Raw genomic sequence first — 19,063 nt, 5'->3', positions numbered from 1 at the left:
GTCTAGACGAACCATTGTCGGGCTTCGAAGTCCTTGGACGGAAAAAGGAAATCAATGGTTCCCCGCTCCGGGTAACGTTCCAAAACGAGCCCTTCGCGCAAGAGGCGAACGAAAAAGCTGACCGAATCGTTCGCTTTCCATCCGAGGGAGGCCACCGGCACCATGAGGACGAAAAAATCCTCCCATGCGGCCGCGCCCCGCTCGTCAACGGGGTCGAAGAGGACGGCGTCATCGGAGAGCTCGGTGCGGACCAGCCAGGAGCCGGACGACCGAAGGGATGCCGTCACTCGGCGGATTTGGGGTGCCAGGAACTCCACTTCGACCTCCTCCGGGGAGCCCGCGAGATCGAGCCTTAGGTAAAAGTGCTCCTCGTCGAAGCCGAAGTAGAGTTTCTGGCCCAACCGATTCGATTGGAACATGGTACTCTGTTGCGCCAGTACATCCAGGCTTCCCGCGCCCACCCAGTCAAAGAAGTTCTCCAATCGACCGGTCAGCTGAGGATGGATGTAGAGCCGTGGAGTCGCATAGGGCGTGGGAGCGGCCGGCGCACAAATCGGAAGGTCAAGGTAGGGAGGGGGAGAAAAGCCCAGAGCATGGTAGACATTGCGTAGGTGCGTGCGGAAGATCTCGTCGAAAAGAAGATCGGAGTCGGTGGAGAAGTCGGGTCCGTACCACCAGAACCAGTCGCTCCCTTCGGCCGAGTAGAGCGATCGCATCGCCGTGGTGAGCGGCTCCGGGGGAAGTGCACGGTCTTCTCCGAGACGCCGTAGGAACTGGCGGGTTCGTCCGAGCCACTCCCAGGCGCGATTCTCCTCGGCGTCGCCGATCCAAATGTCGAAATCGGCATTGATCCACGAGCCGGTGTGGAGCGCTCCGAGCTCCACTTTCGGAGAAAAACGGTCGAAGTAGTCCGCCGGACGGGCGGTGTGGAGGCGGCTGTGGGTCGTGAGCCCCTGATAGAGGTTCGAGAGAAAGCGCTCTCCGCCGTCCGGAAACGCCTCCCAGGCGTTCTCGCCGTCCAGGGCGATCAGGAGCGCCGCCTCCGGCGAAGCCGCCACGTCGCAAATGTGCTCGAAGTGGTGGAGGAGATAGTTGGACGCCTGGTCGGGGGGATTCTGCGAAGCGCGAAAGCCGATGAAATCCGAAAGCGGCCTCTCGCGAAACAGCGCCGAAACCGTGGCTCCACCCCATCTCACCGCCCAGCCTTGGAAAAGGACCATGTGGTCGACTCCCTTTCCCCGCCAGCGTGGATCGATCTCCAGGCTGCGGAAGAGAATCGCCTCGTCGGTGAAGAAGTAGTCGAATCCCGCTTCGCGAAAGAAGGGAATGAGCTCGGGAGCCACGGATCCCTCCGAGGGCCAGATGCCTCGCGCCGGCGCTCCGAAAACCTCCCGCATCTTCTCCTGGGCGAGAGCCAGCTGGCTCCGCACATCTTCCGGAGCGGAAAATTGGGGCGGAAGGTTGACGTGAGGCATCGATCGACGGGCGAGGTTGGTGTCCAAGAGAAGCGGCAGGATCGGATGGCAATACGGAGAGGTCGTGATCTCGACCTGGCCTCGGTCGACGGCCGCTCGGTAGCGGGAGAGCACCGTGCGGACGATCTCCCGGTGGAGATCGAGCAGTTGGTCTTTTTGCTCGTCGGTGAAATCCCGTCCCTGTGCGCGCAGCTCCCGGAGCAAGGGGTAGGTCCGGTAAGCCGCAAAGCCACACCAGGCCAGATTGTAGAGCACCTGCAGGTCGCGATAGTCCTGGGCGGAGAAGAGGGTCGTCAGCTCCGCCAGGTTGCCAAAATGGACGATTCGGCCGCGCCGGTGGAGCAGCTCCCAGTAGCGGGGCAACGGACGGATGAGCGTATCGAAGTTAGCGCGGAAGAAATGCTCGAGGATCTTCTCCTTCTCCCCTTGCGTGAGATCCTCCGCCCGGATGCGGCTCCAGGCCTCGCAGTCGTCGATGACCTTGCCTGCGCCCAGCTCCAGGAGCTGCTCGAGCAGAACCGGGGTGAAGTTGAAGGCGACCTTGAGGCTGGGAAAGCGGTCGACCATCTCGATCATGTCGAGGTAGCTATGGACCGCGTGCAGCCGGACCCAGGGCATGCGCGCCTTGCCGCTCTGCCGGTCGACATAATCCGGCTGATGCATGTGCCAGAGGAGAACGAGATTCACCGAATGGCTCCTATGGTGTCGGTTCGGGGAGAGTCCTGGGGAGGAGTTTCGCCGACTTTCGAAGACGAGGGAAGCCCCATGCTACATTTCCGCGCGGACTCGCCGGAGGAAGGCTGCGGCTTCCTCCGGGAAGGTGGTGTTGATGTAGAATCCGGTGCCGTACTCGAATCCGGCGGCCTGCGCCAGGCGGGGAAGGATTTCGATATGCCAGCGAAACTCCATTTCCGGGGGAATCGATTCGCGGACGCGAGGGAGGTGAAAGGGAGCGGTCTGCAGGATCATGTTGTAGGCCGGGTTCCGCAAGCCTTTCCGGATCCGGCGAAGCACGTGGCGGAGCGCTTCGGCGAGCAGGCCGAGATGATAATCATCGAGCGTGTGGAAGTAGGCGGCGGGAAACTTCGGCAGGATCCAAGTTTCGAAAGGAAACCGGCTGGCCCAAGGGCAGAACGAGGCGAAGGCTGAATTCTCGTAGACCAACCGATCGCCCGACTTGAGCTCGGCTTGCAGGACGTCGCTAAAGAGGCTGCGCTCCTTGAGCTCGAAGTGCGAGCGAGCGGTCTCCAGCTGCTCTTCGATGGCGCGTGGAACCACCGGGAGAGCGATGAGCTGGGAATGGGGATGCCGCAGGGAGGCCCCTGCGAGCATGCCGACGTTCTTGAAGACGAAAATATAGCGAAAGCGGACATCCTGGACCAGGTCGATGATCCGCGCCCGGTAGGCCCGGAGCACGTCGGTTACCGCTCCCAAGGGCTGGTCTTCGAGCTCCTGGTCCGGATCGGGGGTCTCGATGATCACTTCATGGGCGCCGATCCCATTGATCTGGTCGTAGAGACCGACCCCTTCTGGCAGAAGTTCTCCCTCGATGCGAAGTGCTGGAAAGCGATTGGGAACCACCCGGACCCTCCAGCCCGGGGAGTCCGGAGGTCCGCCCTCCGGGCGGATCGCGAAGACTTCGTGGGGGGTGAGGTCTTCGTTGCCCGCCATGAACGGGCAGATCGAGCTGAGCGGCTCGGGCGGAGGAGGGTAATCGATCGGGCGCTGCTTGCGCTCCGGAGCAAAAACGACCCACCGTTTGGGGAAAAGCGGTTCCCGGCGCAATTGCGGCATATCGCAATGAGTTGGCTGTTGGCTGGCTTTTGTAATCCCGCCCGGTGGCTCGGATCCACCGGAAAAAGGTTGCGAGATCTCTCTTCTATGGGAAAGAGTAGACCCACTCAACGATAAAGCGGAATGGCTCACGATCTTTCTCCTGCATCGTTCCGGCGCAAAGGCTTGCCTCGGCGCACCGCCTTCGAGTCGAGCTCGGGCGGACAGGGCGGACCTAGCCTCGCACGAGCGGAGCTTGCGCTCATTTTGTCTCACCCTCCCTGCCGGGAATAGGCCCGAGCGCAAAGGCCTGCTCCTGGATCGAGATGAAGTTTTGCCTGATTGGGTCCGCTCCTGGCTGCCCGGCGCGGGTTGGCGAGCTGAGCACGGGCCATGGCTTGGTTCGTACCCCGGCGTTCATGCCCGTGGGTACGCGCGGGACGGTCAAGGGCGTCTTTCCGCGCGATCTTCTCGACCTGGGAGCTCAGGTTATCCTCTGCAATACCTACCATCTTCTGCTCCGGCCCGGCCTTGAGGTGCTGCGCGACCTGGGAGGGTTGCACCGGTTCCTGGGCTGGCCCGGAGCCATCCTGACGGACAGCGGGGGGTACCAGGTCTTCAGCCTCTCCTCCCTTCGCCATGTCGATGACCAGGGCGTGGCGTTTCGCTCCCACTTGGACGGGAGCGCCCTGTTTCTCTCGCCCGAGCTGGCGATCGAATTCCAGATGATCGCGGGGAGCGATCTGGTCATGAGCCTGGACGAATGCCCACCCTGGCCGGCTTCTCCCAGCGTCCTCGATCAGGCGGTCCGACGGACGGTTCGTTGGGCGGCAAGAGGAAAAGAAGCGTGGGAGCGCATCCGGGAATCCCATTCCGGGCTCCCCACGCCGGAAGCGGGCCTTTTCGGCATCGTCCAAGGAGGAGGCGAGGCCAAGCTCCGGTCGCTCTGTGCCGAGGAGCTGGGAGCGATCGGCTTCGATGGGTATGCGATCGGGGGGGTCAGCGTGGGGGAGCCTCCCGAGGAGGGCCTGCTCACAGTTGCGGAGACGGTCGTTCATCTCGACGGGAAGCGCCCCCGCTATGTCATGGGGGTGGGAGAGCCATGGCAGATGGTCGAGATGGTCAACTTGGGTGTCGATCTCTTCGACTGCGTCCTGCCGACCCGATTAGCCAGGCACGGGGTTGCCTATTCCGAAGCGGGCCGCCTTTCTCTCCGGAACTCCTCGTTCCGCCTCGATCAGGAACCGCTCTCCCGCGAATGCGGCTGCTATACGTGCCGCCATTTCCACCGCGCCTATTTGCGCCATCTATTGAAATCGGAGGAAATTCTTGGCGTTATGCTCCTCACGCTGCATAACCTGTATTTCTACCTTTGCCTAATGAGGGAGATACGAGCGGCGCTGGAGGCAGGACGCTGGGAGGCGTTCCTGGCGGAGCAGAGAAAGCGTCGCCAGGAATATAACGAAGGGTCATAAAGCATGGGCATGGAGCTTTTCTGGATCGCCGCAGCACAACCGTCAGCCGCAGGAGGGTCGGCCGCCGGGCAGCCGGCGGAGATGCCGGCCTTTTCATCGCTGATCACGCTGGCACTCATCTTCGGGGTTTTCTACTTCCTTTTGATCCGGCCGCAGCAGAAGGCGCGGAAAGAGCAGGAACGCCTCATCGCCGGCGTCAAGACCGGTGATCGGGTAGTGACCAGCGGCGGGATGCTGGGAACGGTCACCAACGTCAAGGACAAGACCGTGCTCATCCGGGTAGCAGAGAATGTGAAGGTCGAAGTGCTCAAGACGAGCCTCACTTCGGTCACGAAGGCAGAAGCGGAAGAAAAGTAGGGTCGCGATCGCCTCAGGAGAGAGAAAAACGCCATGCTGCTCTGGTCCTTCGTCACGGCGCTCTTCTTCCTCATCGCCCTGATCTGGTATTTCACCTCGACCGAGGAACGAGTGCGCCGATGGGTGGGCCTCCTCTCCATTGTCATGCTCCTGGCCAACGCCGGGATCTCCCTCTTTCCGCTCGACAAGTCGATTCGGCTCGGTCTCGACCTCAAAGGAGGCACGGCGTTTCTTCTGGAGCTGGAGGGCCAGCCCTCCCCGGGGGCGTTGCAGCAAGCCACGGCGGTGATCCGGAAGCGGGTGGACAAGTTTGGCCTGTCGGAGCCGATCATCCAGCCGGTGGGTCGCAACCGGATCAGCGTTCAGATCCCCGGGCTGGCCGAGGCCGAAAAGAACTCGGCACGCCAGCAGCTTTCGAAAGTGGCCAAGCTCGAGTTCAAGTTGGTGCATCCGCAGTCTGGCCAGCTTCTCGCGGAGGTTCAGACAGGACAGGGACGGATTCCTCCCGATTACGAGGTGCTTTCCTTTGCCCCGGAGGAGGCGAAGGCCTCCGGGCTGCGCCAGATCTTGGTCAAGCGGCGTGCGGAGATGGGAGGGAAGTATGTGCGGCGGGCATTTCGAGGCTTCGATGAGGTCGGCCGACCCACCGTGGTGATCGAGTTCAGCGACGAGGGATCGCGCCGCTTCGGGGCGATAACGAGCGGCAACATCGGGAAACAGCTGGCGATCGTATTGGATGGAGAGGTCAAGAGTGCACCCGTAATTCAGTCGGCGATCTTTCGGAGCGCGGTCATCTCCGGGGGCAACATGAGTCCCAAGGAGGCGGAGGATCTGGCGAGCGTCCTGGAGAACCCGCTCGAAATGCCGGTCAAGCTGCTGGAGGAGCGGGGGATCGATCCGTCGCTGGGCCGCGACTCGATCTTGAGCGGTGCCAGAGCCGCATGGGTGGCCTTGGCGCTCGTCGTTCTCTTCATGGTAGCCTATTACCGGGCGGCTGGCCTGGTAGCCGTGCTCGCGCTCGCGGTGAACCTCTTCTTGCTCTTTGGCTTCCTGGCGCAGTTTCACTTTACCTTGACCCTTCCCGGGCTGGCCGGAGTCATTTTGACGATCGGGATGGCCGTGGACGCCAACGTCCTGGTGTACGAGCGAATGCGGGACGAGCTCGACGCGGGAAAGCCGCTCCGGCAGGCGGTGACCGTCGGATTCGAGCGCGCATTCAGCGCCATCTTCGACTCGAACGTCACGGTCATCCTGGTTGCCGTGATCCTGATGTGGCTCGGGAGCGGACCGCTCCAAGGCTTTGCCGTCACGCTCGTGCTCGGGATCGTGGCCAACCTCTTTGCCGCCCTCGTGGTGACTCGGAATGCCTTCGAGTGGCTCCTGGCGAGTGGCTGGTTGCAGCGCCTTTCGATGATGCGTATTTTGACGCGCCCGAGCTTCCCCTTTCTGGCTTGGCGGCGGACGGCGTCCTGGCTCGCTCTGGCTCTCCTCGCGGCCGGGATGGCCACCTTCTTCCTCCGCAGCGACAAGCTCTTGGGAGTCGATTTCGTGGGCGGAGACTCCCTGACCGTCAGCTATCAGCAGGCGGCATCCATCCAGGAGGTTCGAGCGGCGCTGGCGGAGGCGGGGATCCATCCAAGCATGGTGCAATATGCGCGCGAGTACCGGCAGCTCTCCTTGCAGACCCGCTATGGCGAGGGGGAACGCGCCCTGCAGATCCTGCAGAACAAGCTCCCGACCGCCCGATTCGCCAATGCCAGGCTAGACAGTGTCGGCCCCGTTGTGGGGGAGGAGCTCAAAGGGCGTGCCCTTTTGGCTCTCTCCCTGGGCCTGGTAGCTATCCTTCTCTATGTCACGATCCGTTATGAGTGGTCCTTCGCCGCTGCGGCCGCACTCGGACAGCTCCACGACGTCTTCCTGGCTGTAGGATTCATGGCGATCCTGGGTCAGGAATTTACAATGCCGCTGGTTGGCGCTTTCTTGACGATCCTTGGCTATTCGATCAATGAGAAGATCGTCATTTCCGACCGGGTCCGGGAGGCGGCCCGCCTGCGCCAGGCGGGCACCTTTGCGGAGCACGTCAACAGCGGGGTCAATTTGACCCTGGCTCGTACGCTGATTACGGGCGGCACCGTTCTTCTGGCGACTCTTTCCATGCTGATGCTCGGCGGCCCGGTGATCTCCCCCTTTGCTCTGGCGATCCTCATCGGTGTATTGGGCGGCATGTTTTCCTCCCACTTTTTGACACCTGGTCTCATGTACTGGCTTCACGAGCTTCGAGGGAAGGGCCCCCATCCGTTGGGGCGCCCCGCCGCGCAGAGCGCGTGAGCGTCGGAGGGGTGCGTTTTGCGCTTCCCTTTCGGGCGGGCACCGGGCCCTCTCCTGGAAACGCCGGGGGGGAGAGGCCGGTTGGGCAGGAAGGCAACGAGCTCCATGGACGAAGCGGCAACGAGCGAGGAAGCCGAGACGATTTGGGAGATCGGCACGTTGCCGGCAGAAGCGGAAGCCCTCGCTCGCGACCTCGGCGTCTCTCCCTTGCTTGGGGGGCTCCTTGCCGAGCGCGGCTATCGTGATCCGGCAGAGGCTTCCCGCTTTCTCCGACCCCGGCTCTCGGAGCTCGAAGACCCCTTTGAGCTGACCGGCTTGCGGCAAGCGTCCGAACGGCTCAGGGAGGCCATCGCCCGGAGGCAATGGACGCTGGTGTACGGCGACTACGATGTCGACGGAGTGAGCTCGACAGCCCTTCTGGTGCGGGCGCTGCGCCTTCTGGGAGTTCCCGTAACGGCCTTCATCCCGGAGCGGGCTTCGGAGGGCTACGGGCTCACCCGGAAAGGACTGGAGCGGGCCTTCCGTCTTGTCCGCCGGGAGAGAGAGCGGCGCGGGCAAGGCGGGAAGGGTACACCCGACTTGGTTGTCGCCGTCGACTGCGGCACGACTTCGATCGAAGAACTGGCCTGGCTCGCGGAAGAGGGAGTCGAAGCGCTCGTCGTCGACCACCACCAACCGGCTGGCCGCTGGCCCCGGGCCTGCGCGATCGTGAACCCGCACCAGGATGGTCGAGGCAGCCACTTGGCGAGCGCCGGGCTCGCCTTCAAGCTGCTCCATGGGCTTCTCAAGCTGGAGCCGGGTTACCGCGAGCGGCTGGTGCTGCGCGAGGAGCTCGATCTGGTCGCCCTGGGGACCATCGGGGACGTGGTGCCTCTGACCGGGGACAATCGGATTCTGGTCTCGTGCGGGCTGGAGCAGCTCGGGCGCCGCCGCTTGCCCGGCTTGCGCGCGCTGGCGAGCGTATCGAACGTGGGCGAGAAGCCGACGGTCGACGATGTCGCCTTCCGCTTGGCTCCGCGTCTCAATGCGAGCGGGAGGCTCGATGACGCCATGGAATCGCTCCGCCTTCTGCTGACCGATTCGGCCTCGGAAGCGGAGGAGGGAGCGCTCTCGCTGCACCGAAAGAACCTCCAGCGTCGGCTAGTTGAGCGCCAGATGCTCGAGGAAGCGCTCGGAGTCCTGCAAAAGGAGCCTTCGGCCTTGACGAGCGGGGCGATCGTGGTGGGAAAGAGGGGGTGGCATCCGGGGGTAGCGGGAGTGGTCGCCTCACGTCTTCTCAAGCGGTTCCATCGACTGGTGGCGGTCGTCGCCTTCGACGAATCGGGGGAAGGGAAGGGGAGCGCACGCGGGATTCCGGGGATGTCGATCGTCGAGGGGTTGCGGGCGAGTGCCGCCTATTTGGAGAAATTCGGTGGGCACGACCTTGCCGCGGGCTTCTCCGTCCGGGAGGAGAACCTCCCCACCTTTCGCGCGAACCTCGTTGGATGGGCGAAGCGAGAGGGCTCACCTGAGCTCTTTCGCAAGCGGCTGAAGATCACACGCGAGCTGCCGCTCTCCGCTGCGGGCCTCCCGCTGTATGACGAGTTGGAGCGGCTGGCTCCCTTCGGGGCGGGAAATGCCCGGCCGCTTTTCGCCTTTCCCATGCTCTCCGTCGACCGGCCGCCGGTCCAGGCGCGAGGTTGCACGCGGATCTTTCTCCGATCGGGCGATGCCCGGTGCGAGGCGTTTGCGTTCGACCTTGCGGAGAGCCGCGTCATTTCCGGGAGATTTCAGATTGCCGGGCACCTCGATTGGGACGCTTTCGGCAAACGGGTGCGGGTGCGGATCGTCGATTGGCGAGCCGAACCCGATGGCGGCGCGCGCAGCGGAACGATTGAATGAGAAGGGGCGATCGGATAGAAGTTCGGAGGAACCGAGCGGCATGAGTCCTTTTCGCATCGGGTGCGCCCCCTATCTCAACGCGAAGCCCCTCATCTACGGGTTGGAGGAGCTCGTGTCATTCTTCCCGCCCGCCGAGCTGCCCGACCGGCTCCGGACGGGCGAGATCGACGTGGGGCTGTCGCCCTTGGGCGCCTCTCTTTCGGGGGAATTTGCGCTGGTTGACGGCGTGGGGATCGTGGCCGACGGTCCGGTCAGAAGCGTGATCCTGGTCCATGAGGGCTCCCTGCGCGGCGTGCGGACAGTCGCCCTCGATCCGGACACGCGATCGTCCTTTCTCCTGCTGCGGGTGCTGCTGGAGAATTTTCTTGGCTTTCATCCGATCTACCTCCCTTTTACGGAGCGAGCCGATGCTCGGCTCCTGATCGGGGATCGGGCGCTCGCGTTTCGGAAGGAAAACCCAAGGGCCGCGCTGCTCGACCTGGGGCAAGGATGGCATGAGCAGACGGGGCTCCCCTTCGTCTTCGCCGCCTGGGCGGTCCGGCGCGAGGGAGGGGAAGCCAAAAAGCTCGCTCCGCTCCTGCGCGAAGCGAAGCGGCGTGGCCTTGCCGCGCGGGCTTCGATTGCGAAAGACGAGAACGAGCTCGAGTATTTGACTCGCTACATCCGGTACGAAGTGGGGGAGCAGGAACGGGAGGGCCTCTGCCGCTTTGCCCGGGAGCTGCGGATCCTCGGAGAGAAGGTAGTCGATGGGAGGGAGCTACTGTGGATTTGATCAACCGAAACGATGTCGAGGAAAGAGCGGGGGCGAAAGTTTTGGCCGGGGAGAGGATTTCTCCGGAAGAGGCGCGGGAGCTCTATTTCCTTCCGTTGTCGGAGCTGGGACTCCTGGCCGACGCCCGCCGCCGGTGGAAGAAGAAAGATGCGTACGAAGGGGCCGGGGAGAGGATCGTCACCTACATCGTCGATCGCAATATCAACTACACCAACGTCTGCAACGTTGGCTGCAAGTTCTGTGCCTTCTACCGGCGAAGACAGGATCCGGACCATTACGTCCTGAGCCCCGAGCAGATCGGCAAGAAGGTCGCCGAGCTCGAGGCGATCGGCGGGACGCAGATCCTTCTCCAGGGTGGACACCATCCGGACCTGGGAATCGATTACTACCTGGATCTTCTCCACTATCTGAAGGAGAAGCATCCGGGCATCAACATCCACGGCTTTTCCCCTCCGGAGTTCGTCCACTTTTCCCGAACGTTCGAGATGCCGCTCGAAGAGGTGCTACGCCGCTTCCGGGACGCCGGCCTGGGCTCGGTGCCCGGTGGAGGTGCGGAAATCCTGGTCGACCAAGTGCGCAAGCGCATCGCAGCGCTCAAATGCACGGCCAATGAGTGGCTCGAGGTGATGCGGACCGCTCACCGGCTGGGGCTGCGATCGAGCTCGACGATGATGTTCGGGCATGTCGAGACGCTCGAGGATCGGATCGAGCACCTTCGGCGCCTCCGCGAGCTTCAGGATGAGACGGGCGGATTCACCGCGTTCATCTGCTGGACCTTCCAGCCCGACCACACGGCCCTGAGCGCCAAGAAGCGCGGCCCCTCCGAATACCTGCGGATGCAGGCCCTCGCACGGATCTTCCTCGACAACGTCGACAACGTCCAGTCTTCGTGGGTGACTCAGGGGCCAGAGATCGGACAGGTGGCTCTCCGCTTCGGAGCCAACGACTTCGGAAGCGTGATGATGGAGGAGAACGTCGTCTCTGCGGCGGGCACGACCTTCCGCATGACGGCCGAGGAGATCGAAAGCTTCATCCGTAACGGGGGATTTGAGCCGAGACGTCGGAACAACTGGTACGAGCTCTTGTGATGACCGAACCCTCTGCTCCGGCAGCCTGCCCCACCGGAAGTCGGTCTCCTCTGCGAGCCTCCAAGCCATCGGAAAAGGAAATCTCTCCAGACTATGCCCAAGCGGGATGATCTCCACTCAATCTTGTTGATCGGCAGCGGGCCGATCGTGATCGGGCAGGGCTGCGAGTTCGACTACTCCGGGGTGCAGGCCTGCAAGGCGCTCAAGGAAGAGGGATATCGGGTCATCCTTCTCAACAGCAATCCGGCGACCATCATGACCGATCCGGAGTTTTCGGATCGCACCTATTTGGAGCCGATCTCGGTCGCGGTGCTGGAGAAGATCCTGGAGCGGGAAAGGCCCGATGCCCTCCTTCCCACCCTGGGAGGGCAGACCGCTCTCAACGTGGCGACCGCCGCGGCGGACTGCGGGCTCCTGGAGCGCTACGGAGTTCGAATGATCGGTGCCCAGCCTGAAGCCATCAAGAAGGCCGAGGATCGACAGCTCTTCAAGGAGGCGATGGTGCGCATCGGCCTCGGCGTGCCCAACTCGGGGACTGCGCGAAGCCTCGAGATGGCCCGGAGCGTTGCCGAGACGATCGGCAAGTTCCCGCTGATTATCCGACCGGCCTTCACCCTGGGTGGCATGGGGGGAGGAATCGCCTACAACCGCGAAGAGTTCGAAGGGATCGTGGCCGGGGGCCTGGCGACCTCGCCGATCGGAGAGATCCTGATCGAGGAGTGCCTGCTCGGCTGGAAGGAGTTCGAAATCGAGGTCATGCGCGATCGGGTCGACAATTGCGTCGTCATCTGCTCGATCGAGAACTTCGATCCCATGGGGGTGCACACCGGGGACAGCATCACCGTCGCCCCCATCCAGACCCTTTCCGATCGGGAATACCAGAGGATGCGCGATGCGGCGTTTGCCGTCATCCGAGAGATTGGCGTTGAAACCGGAGGGTCCAACATTCAGTTCGCGGTCGATCCGAAGACCGGGCGGCAGCTCGTCATCGAAATGAATCCTCGCGTTTCCCGATCCTCGGCTCTTTCCTCGAAGGCGACCGGCTATCCGATCGCCAAGATCGCAGCGAAATTGGCGGTCGGATACACCCTCGACGAGCTGCGCAACGACATCACCCGGGAGACGCCGGCGAGCTTCGAGCCGACGATCGACTATGTTGTCACCAAGCTCCCTCGCTTTACCTTCGAAAAATTTCCAGCCTCCGACCCCACGCTCACCTCCTCGATGAAGAGCGTGGGCGAGGCGATGGCCATGGGAAGGACCTTCCAGGAGTCGCTCCAGAAAGGCCTCCGTTCCCTGGAAGTGGGAGCTTGGGGCTTGGGAGGGGGCGGGGCTCGATCCGACCCGCCTCCCTCCATGGAGGAGATCCGCCACTATCTGGTCACTCCTCGGGCGGAACGGATCTTCTATCTCCGCCACGCCTTCCGGGCCGGGATGGAGCTCCCGGAAATTGCCGAGCTCTCAGGCATCGATCCGTGGTTTCTTGAGCAGATTCGCGGCCTAGTCGAAGAGGAGGGGCGTTTGGCCAAGGAGCCGCCGGGCTCGGACGCCCTCGAGCGAGCCAAGCGCAAGGGCTTCTCCGATCGGCAGATCGCTCACTTGTGGGGCCTTTCGGAAGAAGAGATACGCTCCCGGCGGGCCCGGTTGAACCTCCGGCCTTCCTATCGGCTTGTGGACACCTGCGCGGGCGAGTTCACCGCCTACACCCCCTACTACTACTCGAGCTACGAGGGCGGATGCCGGGAGCTGCCGCCGGTCGGAGCCAAAGAGCGGATCCTCGTCCTCGGAGGAGGACCGAATCGGATCGGACAGGGGATCGAGTTCGACTACTGCTGCGTCCATGCGGCGGTTGCCCTCCGCGAGTTGGGGAAGGAGGCGATCATGGTCAACTCCAACCCCGAGACCGTCTCCACCGACTACGACTGCAGCGATCTCCTCTTCTTCGAGCCGCTCACGCTCGAGGATGTCCTCAACGTCTACGAGGCGACCCAAGCCTCGGGCGCTATCGTCCAGTTCGGCGGACAGACCCCCCTCAACCTGGCGGCGGCTCTGGAGCGAGCGGGGGTGCGGATCCTCGGGACCGCGGTACAATCGATCGAGCGTGCCGAGGATCGGGAGCTCTTTACCGCGCTCGTCTCCAAGCTGGGCCTGCGCCAGCCGCGGAGCGTGACCGCGCGGAGCGAGGAAGAGGCGGTCGCCGGGGCGGCCAAGATCGGCTATCCGATCCTCGTCCGACCCTCCTTCGTTCTCGGGGGTAGAGCGATGCAGATTGTTTACACCGAGGAAGATTTGCGACGCTACGTCCGGGAGGCGCTGCTCGTCTCCCCCGAGAGGCCGATCCTGATCGACCGTTTCCTGGAAGAGGCGACCGAGGTGGACGTCGACTGCCTTTGCGACGGCAAGACAGTCGTCGTGGGCGCGATCATGGAGCATATCGAGCAGGCCGGCGTCCATTCGGGCGACAGCGCCTGCGTGATCCCGGCTCCCACTCTTTCCACAGCCATCCAAGGGGAGATCCGGGAAGCGGTGCGTTCCCTGGCGCTCGATCTCGAGGTTCGAGGGCTCATGAACGTCCAGTTTGCGGTCAAGAGCGATGGCCTCTACGTTCTCGAGGTCAACCCTCGGGCTTCCCGAACCGTCCCCTTCGTCAGCAAGGCGATCGGAGTGCCGCTGGCCAAGCTGGCGGCGAAGGTGATGGCTGGACGGAAGCTCTCCGAGCTCGGCTTCACGCGGGAAGTAATTCCCAGCTACTATTGCGTCAAGGAAGCGGTCTTCCCCTTCCTTCGCTTCCCCGGCGTCGACATCCTCCTGGGTCCCGAGATGAAGTCGACAGGTGAGGTGATGGGTATCGATGAGGATCTGGGGCTTGCCTACGCCAAGACTCAGACGGCCGCCTCGCCGAGCCTCCCGCTCCGCGGCAACGTCTTCGTGAGCGTCCGGGATCAGGATAAGCAAGAGGGCGGCCGGATCGCCCAGGCCCTCCACGAGCTCGGCTTTACCCTTTACAGTACGGCTGGGACCGGTCGCGCCCTGGCCGAAGCGGGCGTCCCCTGCCACCGTCTTCACAAGCTCTCGGAAGGACGTCCCAATATCTTGGACATGCTCAAGAACGAGGAGATTGCGCTGGTGATCAACTGTCCGGGAGGACGCACGGCGCGGCATGACGAGATCCAGATTCGAACCCGGGCCCTCTACGCGGGGGTCCCCGTCATGACCACGATGGCGGCGGCGTGGGCCACCGTGCAGGCGATCCGCTCCCTGCAGCACAAGGAATTCCGGGTCAAGGCGCTGCAGGAGCATCACGCGGCGCTCGCTTCGCGCCGGTAGGAGCGTGCCGTGGCGAGGAGGATCCCGGGAATTTCCCTCTCGGCTCTCCTGATTGGCGGCTACCTGACCCTCGGCCTTTACGTGGCCATGCGCGGCTGGCTCGTCCTGCCCCCGCATCTCCTTCTCCGCGTCGGCTACCTTGGCCTTGCGGCCGCTTGCGTTTTCGGCTATCCTGCGGCCCGGAAGTGGCAGGAGAGGAACCCTTCCTCTCTCGCCGATTCAGCGGTCCTCCTTACTTCGCTCTGGATTCCGTCGGTTCTCTACCTCTTTCTCGGAATCACTCTCTGGGATCTGCTGCGGCTCCTGCCGGGCTTTGCCCGGTTCGAAGCGAGCCTCCTTCCCCCCTGGGCATCGGCTCTCGGCCTAGTGGGCTTGGTCGTACTCCTGCTCCTCAAGGGATCCGCCAACGCCCGCCGCGTGGAGATCCGAAGGCTCGACCTTTCGATCGACACCTCCACGGCTTCCTCCTCGGCTCCCCCGCCTCTGACCATTGCCCTCGCTTCGGACCTCCACATCACCGGAACCTTTGGCGCCAAAAGGCTCGTCCGCATCCTCGAAGCGATCCGGCGGACGGAACCCGATCTCATCCTTCTCCCGGGGGACCTGGTCGATGCTCCCTCTGAGGTTCTCGAGAAGGCTGGCGTCGGACCGCTCTTCCGCTCCCTTCGCGCCCCGCTCGGCGTCTTCGCTTGCGTGGGAAACCATGAATACTACTGCGGCGCCGATGGAGTCGTCACCTTCCTGGAAAAGAACGGGATCTCCGTCCTGCGCGACCGGTGTGTGGAGGTCGGAGGCTTTCTCCGCATCGCCGGACGGGAGGACCGGGCGAAAACGGTGCTGGGCGACGGCCGTCCGCGCCGCCCGCTCCGGCAGATCCTGGAGAAGACCAATCCGTGCCTTCCGCTCCTGGTTCTCGACCACCGACCTTCCGCACTCGACGAGGCGACCGATTGCGGAGCGGCTCTGCTCGTCTGCGGCCACACCCATGACGGCCAGTTCTGGCCCCTCAACTACGTGGTCGCCCGGCTCTTCCCCCTCGCCTACGGGTATGAGCGTCGCGGAAAGACCCACTTCGTCGTTACCCGGGGCGCGGGAACCTGGGGTCCCCCGGTCCGGATCGGCCAGTGCTCGGAAATCGTCCGGATCACCCTCCGCTTGTCGGCCGGGTAAGAAGGAGAGCGAAGCCGCCAACCCTCTGGGCCTTCTTCCCGGGAATGAGCCACCGCGGCTTCTCTCAAGAGCCGCGATGCCTTCCGGAACAAGGGGGGGAGTGGCTCCCAAGGCCGTGCAGCAGCGGAGGAGGAAAGAGAGGAAAGCCACTCAAAGAGGGAGCAGAACCCAAAAGAGCGCCGAGAAAGCCGTCCCAGATCAGGAGTCGCAGGGCCAGCCGCGAGGCGCGATTTCCCTTTGCGGCCTAAGCGTTCTTTCCGCCGGCTTCCGCGCGCCAATCGCGCAGGGAGACCGTCTTTTCGTAGATCGCTCGGCCCAGGACCGCCCCGTAGAGGCGTGGAATTTGCTGCAGGGCGCGGAGATCGCCGGGCTTCCCGATCCCGCCCGAGGCGAAGATCGGGAGGTGGATCGATTCGACCAGCTGCCGGGTTCGCTCCAGGTCCGGGCCGGAGAGCATGCCATCGACGGAGACATCGGTGTAGAGGAGGAAGCCCGCGCCGTGACCCTGGGCATACCGGGCCGCGTCGATCAGCTTCTTTCCCGTGCCGCGCTCCCAGCCAGCAATCCGGACTTCCCCGTTGCGGGCGTCCAAGGCGAGGACGAGCCGCTCCGAGCCGAAGCGGCCTGCGAGCTTCGGAAGGAAACCATCCTCTTCCCACGCCCGGGTACCGATGACCACCCGCGAGGATCCGCGCCGGAGGGCTTCTTCGACGGCTTCTTGCGTCCGGAGCCCGCCGCCGAATTGAATGGGAATCCGAACCCGTTTTGCGATCGCTTCGACCCAGGGCAGGGAGGAGGAGGCGCCGGAAAACGCTCCCGCCAGGTCGACGATGTGCAGGCCATCCGCTCCCTCCTCTTCCCAGCGAAGGGCCGTAGCCAGCGGATCGTCGGAATAGACGGTAGCGGAATCCCGCTTTCCCTGCCGGAGGCGGACGACCTTTCCCCCGAGCAAGTCGATGGCAGCAAAGAGCTTCATGAGGTGGATCGAGGGGCCGCCTCGTGGCGGGCGGCGACTCGGACGAAGTTGCGCAAGAGCTGCAAGCCGACCCGCTGGCTCTTTTCCGGGTGAAACTGGACCGCGAAGAGCGCATCGCGGCAGGCACCGCTGGCGAAGGGCACGCCATAATCGGTCTCGAGGGCGACCCATTGCGGGTCCTGGGGCACCGGGTAGTAGCTGTGAACGAAATAGACGAAATCTCCCGACTGGACCTCCCGGGTGAAGGCGCTTTCGCGGACGATCCGGATCGTGTTCCAGCCGATTTGGGGGACCTTCCCGACCCCTCCCGGAAAGCGGACCACCTGGCCGGGAATGAGCCCGAACCCGGCAATCCCCGGGCTTTCGGCGCTTCCTTCGAAGAGGAGCTGGTAGCCCAGGCAGATGCCGAGGAACGGCCTTCCGCCACCCGCCCACGCCCGGAGCGGGCTCCACAACCCGGTTTCCTTCAGCCGCGCGGCGCAGTCGCCAAACGCGCCGACCCCAGGAAGGACGACACCGGCCAGATCGGCCAAGTCATCCGGCTTCATGACCCGCCGGGGGGCCGCCCCGACGAACGCGAGCGCTTTTTCCACGCTCCGGAGGTTGCCCATGCCGTAATCGACGACGCCCAGAAGAGGGCGGGAGTCGGCGGCAGCGGGTTGAGGAGAAAGGGAGCTCAACGTTTTTCGTGCAATTCCTTTGCAAAAGCTCTGATTCGATCAAAACTTTGCGATTACGAATGAAGATCCACTTTACGAAAATGACCGGGGCCGGCAATGACTTTGTCGTGGTCGACAATCGGGACGGTCGCCTCCGGTTGCGTCCGGACCAGATCGCCCGGCTCTGCGATCGCCACTTCGGCATCGGCGCCGACGGGATGCTCGTCGCGGAAGCCGACGGCAGGCAAGACCGCATCCGGATGCGCTACTACAACGCCGACGGGGGCGAGGCCTCCCTTTGCGGCAACGGAGCCCGCTGCTTCGCCCGTTTCTTGGAGCCTCTGGTGAGGGAACAGGAGGGCGGTCGGCTCTCCTTTCTCACCGGTGCCGGGCTCATCGAGGCGACCTTTGCCGGCGGGGAGGTCTCCATTACGATGCCCGATCCCGGAGAGTCGCGGTTGCGGCAGCTCGTTTCCACCCGGCATGGACCGCTGGAGGTGCACTGGATTCATACCGGAGTGCCGCATCTGGTCGTCTTCGTGCAGAGCGTCAAGAGCATCGACGTCGAGGAGCTGGGTCGAGAGCTCCGGTGGCTCCCGGATTTCGCGCCCGAAGGGGTTAATGCCGATTTCGTGGAGCTGCTGGGGTCCAACCGGATCGCGGTACGGACCTATGAACGAGGGGTCGAGGCGGAGACGCTCGCGTGCGGAACCGGCGTCACCGCCTCCGCCCTTGTGGCTCATCGTGTCAAAGGGCATTCCTCGCCGGTATCGGTCCTGGTTCGAAGCGGAGATTGGCTGCGCGTCGGATTCGAGCGGACGGGCGATCGACTTCATGGGGTTCGGCTCGAGGGGCCGGCCAGGGCGGTCTTTACGGGAGAGATGGAGGTGGGAGAATGAAGCTTTTGGGAACCTATACCGCGCTTGTGACGCCGTTTCGCGGAGGTGCGGTCGATGAGGAGGCCTTGCGACTCTTGGTGGAGGCGCAGATCGAGGGAGGGGTGGCCGGGCTCGTACCCGTGGGGACAACCGGAGAGTCTCCCACGCTGACCCACGAGGAGCATGTCCGGGTCATTGCCAAGACGGTTGAGTTCACTGCCGGGCGGGTGACCGTTCTCGCAGGCACGGGCTCCAACAGCACGGCAGAGGCGATCGAGCTGACTCGGGCTGCCGAAGCGGTGGGCGCCGATGGCGCGCTCCTTGTTGCCCCCTATTACAACAAGCCGAGCCAGGCCGGGCTCTATGCCCATTTCGCGGCGATCGCCCAGAGTACGCGGCTGCCTCTTGTCCTCTACAGCATCCCCGGTCGGTGCGGGGTCGAGATTGCGGTGGAGACTGTCGAAGCGCTGGCGCAAGGACACAAGAGCATCATCGGACTCAAGGAGGCGGGCGGCTCCGTCGACCGGCTCAGCCAGCTGCGTCAACGGCTTCCCGACGATTTCGCCCTGCTGAGCGGGGACGATTCGCTGACGCTGCCGTTCCTGAGCGTGGGTGCGGTGGGGGTGGTCAGCGTTGCCTCCAATCTTCTGCCCAGGGCGGTCGTCGATCTCGTGCAAAGCTTCCTTTCGGGTAGGCTTGCGGAAGCCGAGCGGCTCCATCGCCGTCTCTATCCGCTCTTCCGCGACCTGTTCGTGGAAACCAACCCGGTGCCGATCAAGACGGCGCTCTCGCTTCGCGGACGGATCGCGCCCGACGTCCGGCTTCCTCTGGTCCCTCTCCAGCCGAGCAGCCGGGCGCGGCTCGAAAAGACGCTCTCGCTCGTGGGAATGGAATAGAAGAGGGG

Annotated in this window: 14 protein-coding genes; 10 read left to right on the top strand and 4 right to left on the bottom strand. The window is 63.9% G+C overall.

All coding sequences use genetic code 11. The features are described from left to right. Positions 1 to 2 precede the first annotated feature (2 nt). Positions 3 to 2,162 (bottom strand): glycoside hydrolase family 57 protein, encoded by a 2,160-nt coding sequence (locus MacB4_RS05635; RefSeq protein ID WP_206864856.1) that lies wholly within the window; start codon positions 2,160 to 2,162, stop codon positions 3 to 5. Between the two features lie 81 nt (positions 2,163 to 2,243). Then, the gene (locus MacB4_RS05630; protein ID WP_206864855.1) at positions 2,244 to 3,269 is read right to left on the bottom strand and encodes a DUF4931 domain-containing protein; all 1,026 of its coding nucleotides are present in this window, start codon (positions 3,267 to 3,269) and stop codon (positions 2,244 to 2,246) included. Between the two features lie 305 nt (positions 3,270 to 3,574). On the opposite strand from MacB4_RS05630, the gene tgt reads away from it, so the two are divergent. From tgt to MacB4_RS05590, 8 genes are all read left to right on the top strand, one after another. Further along, positions 3,575 to 4,723, top strand: a complete 1,149-nt coding sequence (gene tgt / locus MacB4_RS05625) for a tRNA guanosine(34) transglycosylase Tgt (RefSeq protein ID WP_206864854.1) — start codon at positions 3,575 to 3,577, stop codon at positions 4,721 to 4,723. Positions 4,724 to 4,732: 9 nt separating this feature from the next. Further along, the gene (yajC, locus tag MacB4_RS05620) at positions 4,733 to 5,080 is read left to right on the top strand and encodes a preprotein translocase subunit YajC (protein WP_242529360.1); all 348 of its coding nucleotides are present in this window, start codon (positions 4,733 to 4,735) and stop codon (positions 5,078 to 5,080) included. Positions 5,081 to 5,113: 33 nt separating this feature from the next. Continuing rightward, a complete protein-coding gene (gene secD, locus MacB4_RS05615; RefSeq protein WP_206864852.1) occupies positions 5,114 to 7,408 on the top strand; it encodes a protein translocase subunit SecD in 2,295 nt (764 codons plus the stop codon). A gap of 105 nt (positions 7,409 to 7,513) precedes the next feature. Continuing rightward, a complete protein-coding gene (gene recJ, locus MacB4_RS05610) occupies positions 7,514 to 9,289 on the top strand; it encodes a single-stranded-DNA-specific exonuclease RecJ (RefSeq protein WP_206864851.1) in 1,776 nt (591 codons plus the stop codon). Between the two features lie 40 nt (positions 9,290 to 9,329). Beyond that, positions 9,330 to 10,061, top strand: coding sequence for a menaquinone biosynthesis protein (locus MacB4_RS05605; RefSeq protein ID WP_206864850.1), 732 nt, complete (start codon positions 9,330 to 9,332; stop codon positions 10,059 to 10,061). Then, positions 10,052 to 11,149, top strand: a complete 1,098-nt coding sequence (gene mqnC, locus MacB4_RS05600) for a cyclic dehypoxanthinyl futalosine synthase (RefSeq protein ID WP_206864849.1) — start codon at positions 10,052 to 10,054, stop codon at positions 11,147 to 11,149. The genes MacB4_RS05605 and mqnC overlap by 10 nt, the downstream gene beginning before the upstream one ends. A 93-nt stretch (positions 11,150 to 11,242) precedes the next feature. Next, the gene (carB, locus tag MacB4_RS05595) at positions 11,243 to 14,476 is read left to right on the top strand and encodes a carbamoyl-phosphate synthase large subunit (protein WP_206864848.1); all 3,234 of its coding nucleotides are present in this window, start codon (positions 11,243 to 11,245) and stop codon (positions 14,474 to 14,476) included. Positions 14,477 to 14,485: 9 nt separating this feature from the next. Beyond that, a complete protein-coding gene (locus MacB4_RS05590; protein WP_206864847.1) occupies positions 14,486 to 15,646 on the top strand; it encodes a metallophosphoesterase in 1,161 nt (386 codons plus the stop codon). Between the two features lie 244 nt (positions 15,647 to 15,890). On the opposite strand, the gene MacB4_RS05585 is transcribed toward MacB4_RS05590, so the two are convergent. Both MacB4_RS05585 and hisH read right to left on the bottom strand, forming a co-directional pair. Continuing rightward, complete coding sequence (locus tag MacB4_RS05585; RefSeq protein WP_206864846.1) at positions 15,891 to 16,622, bottom strand: HisA/HisF-related TIM barrel protein; 732 nt, start codon at positions 16,620 to 16,622, stop codon at positions 15,891 to 15,893. Then, entirely contained in the window at positions 16,619 to 17,302 is a 684-nt protein-coding gene (gene hisH / locus MacB4_RS05580) for an imidazole glycerol phosphate synthase subunit HisH (protein WP_242529359.1), read from the bottom strand. The genes MacB4_RS05585 and hisH overlap by 4 nt, the downstream gene beginning before the upstream one ends. A gap of 59 nt (positions 17,303 to 17,361) precedes the next feature. On the opposite strand from hisH, the gene dapF reads away from it, so the two are divergent. Then, positions 17,362 to 18,180: a diaminopimelate epimerase gene (dapF, locus tag MacB4_RS05575; protein WP_206864845.1), complete on the top strand. Its 819-nt coding sequence runs from the start codon at positions 17,362 to 17,364 to the stop codon at positions 18,178 to 18,180. Beyond that, entirely contained in the window at positions 18,177 to 19,055 is an 879-nt protein-coding gene (gene dapA / locus MacB4_RS05570; RefSeq protein WP_206864844.1) for a 4-hydroxy-tetrahydrodipicolinate synthase, read from the top strand. The genes dapF and dapA overlap by 4 nt, the downstream gene beginning before the upstream one ends. Positions 19,056 to 19,063: the final 8 nt, after the last annotated feature.

This window comes from Methylacidimicrobium sp. B4 (genome assembly GCF_017310545.1).
GTDB lineage: Bacteria > Verrucomicrobiota > Verrucomicrobiia > Methylacidiphilales > Methylacidiphilaceae > Methylacidimicrobium.
This window is presented reverse-complemented; position numbering and strand designations above follow the sequence as displayed.

Coding starts and splice junctions, on each gene's coding strand:
- carB (WP_206864848.1), top strand. CDS start 11,243: ATGCCCAAGCGGGATGATCTCCACTCAATCTTGTTGATCGGCAGCGGG.
- secD (WP_206864852.1), top strand. CDS start 5,114: ATGCTGCTCTGGTCCTTCGTCACGGCGCTCTTCTTCCTCATCGCCCTG.
- MacB4_RS05585 (WP_206864846.1), bottom strand. CDS start 16,622: ATGAAGCTCTTTGCTGCCATCGACTTGCTCGGGGGAAAGGTCGTCCGC.
- MacB4_RS05605 (WP_206864850.1), top strand. CDS start 9,330: ATGAGTCCTTTTCGCATCGGGTGCGCCCCCTATCTCAACGCGAAGCCC.
- tgt (WP_206864854.1), top strand. CDS start 3,575: ATGAAGTTTTGCCTGATTGGGTCCGCTCCTGGCTGCCCGGCGCGGGTT.
- dapA (WP_206864844.1), top strand. CDS start 18,177: ATGAAGCTTTTGGGAACCTATACCGCGCTTGTGACGCCGTTTCGCGGA.
- recJ (WP_206864851.1), top strand. CDS start 7,514: ATGGACGAAGCGGCAACGAGCGAGGAAGCCGAGACGATTTGGGAGATC.
- dapF (WP_206864845.1), top strand. CDS start 17,362: ATGAAGATCCACTTTACGAAAATGACCGGGGCCGGCAATGACTTTGTC.
- yajC (WP_242529360.1), top strand. CDS start 4,733: ATGGAGCTTTTCTGGATCGCCGCAGCACAACCGTCAGCCGCAGGAGGG.
- MacB4_RS05630 (WP_206864855.1), bottom strand. CDS start 3,269: ATGCCGCAATTGCGCCGGGAACCGCTTTTCCCCAAACGGTGGGTCGTT.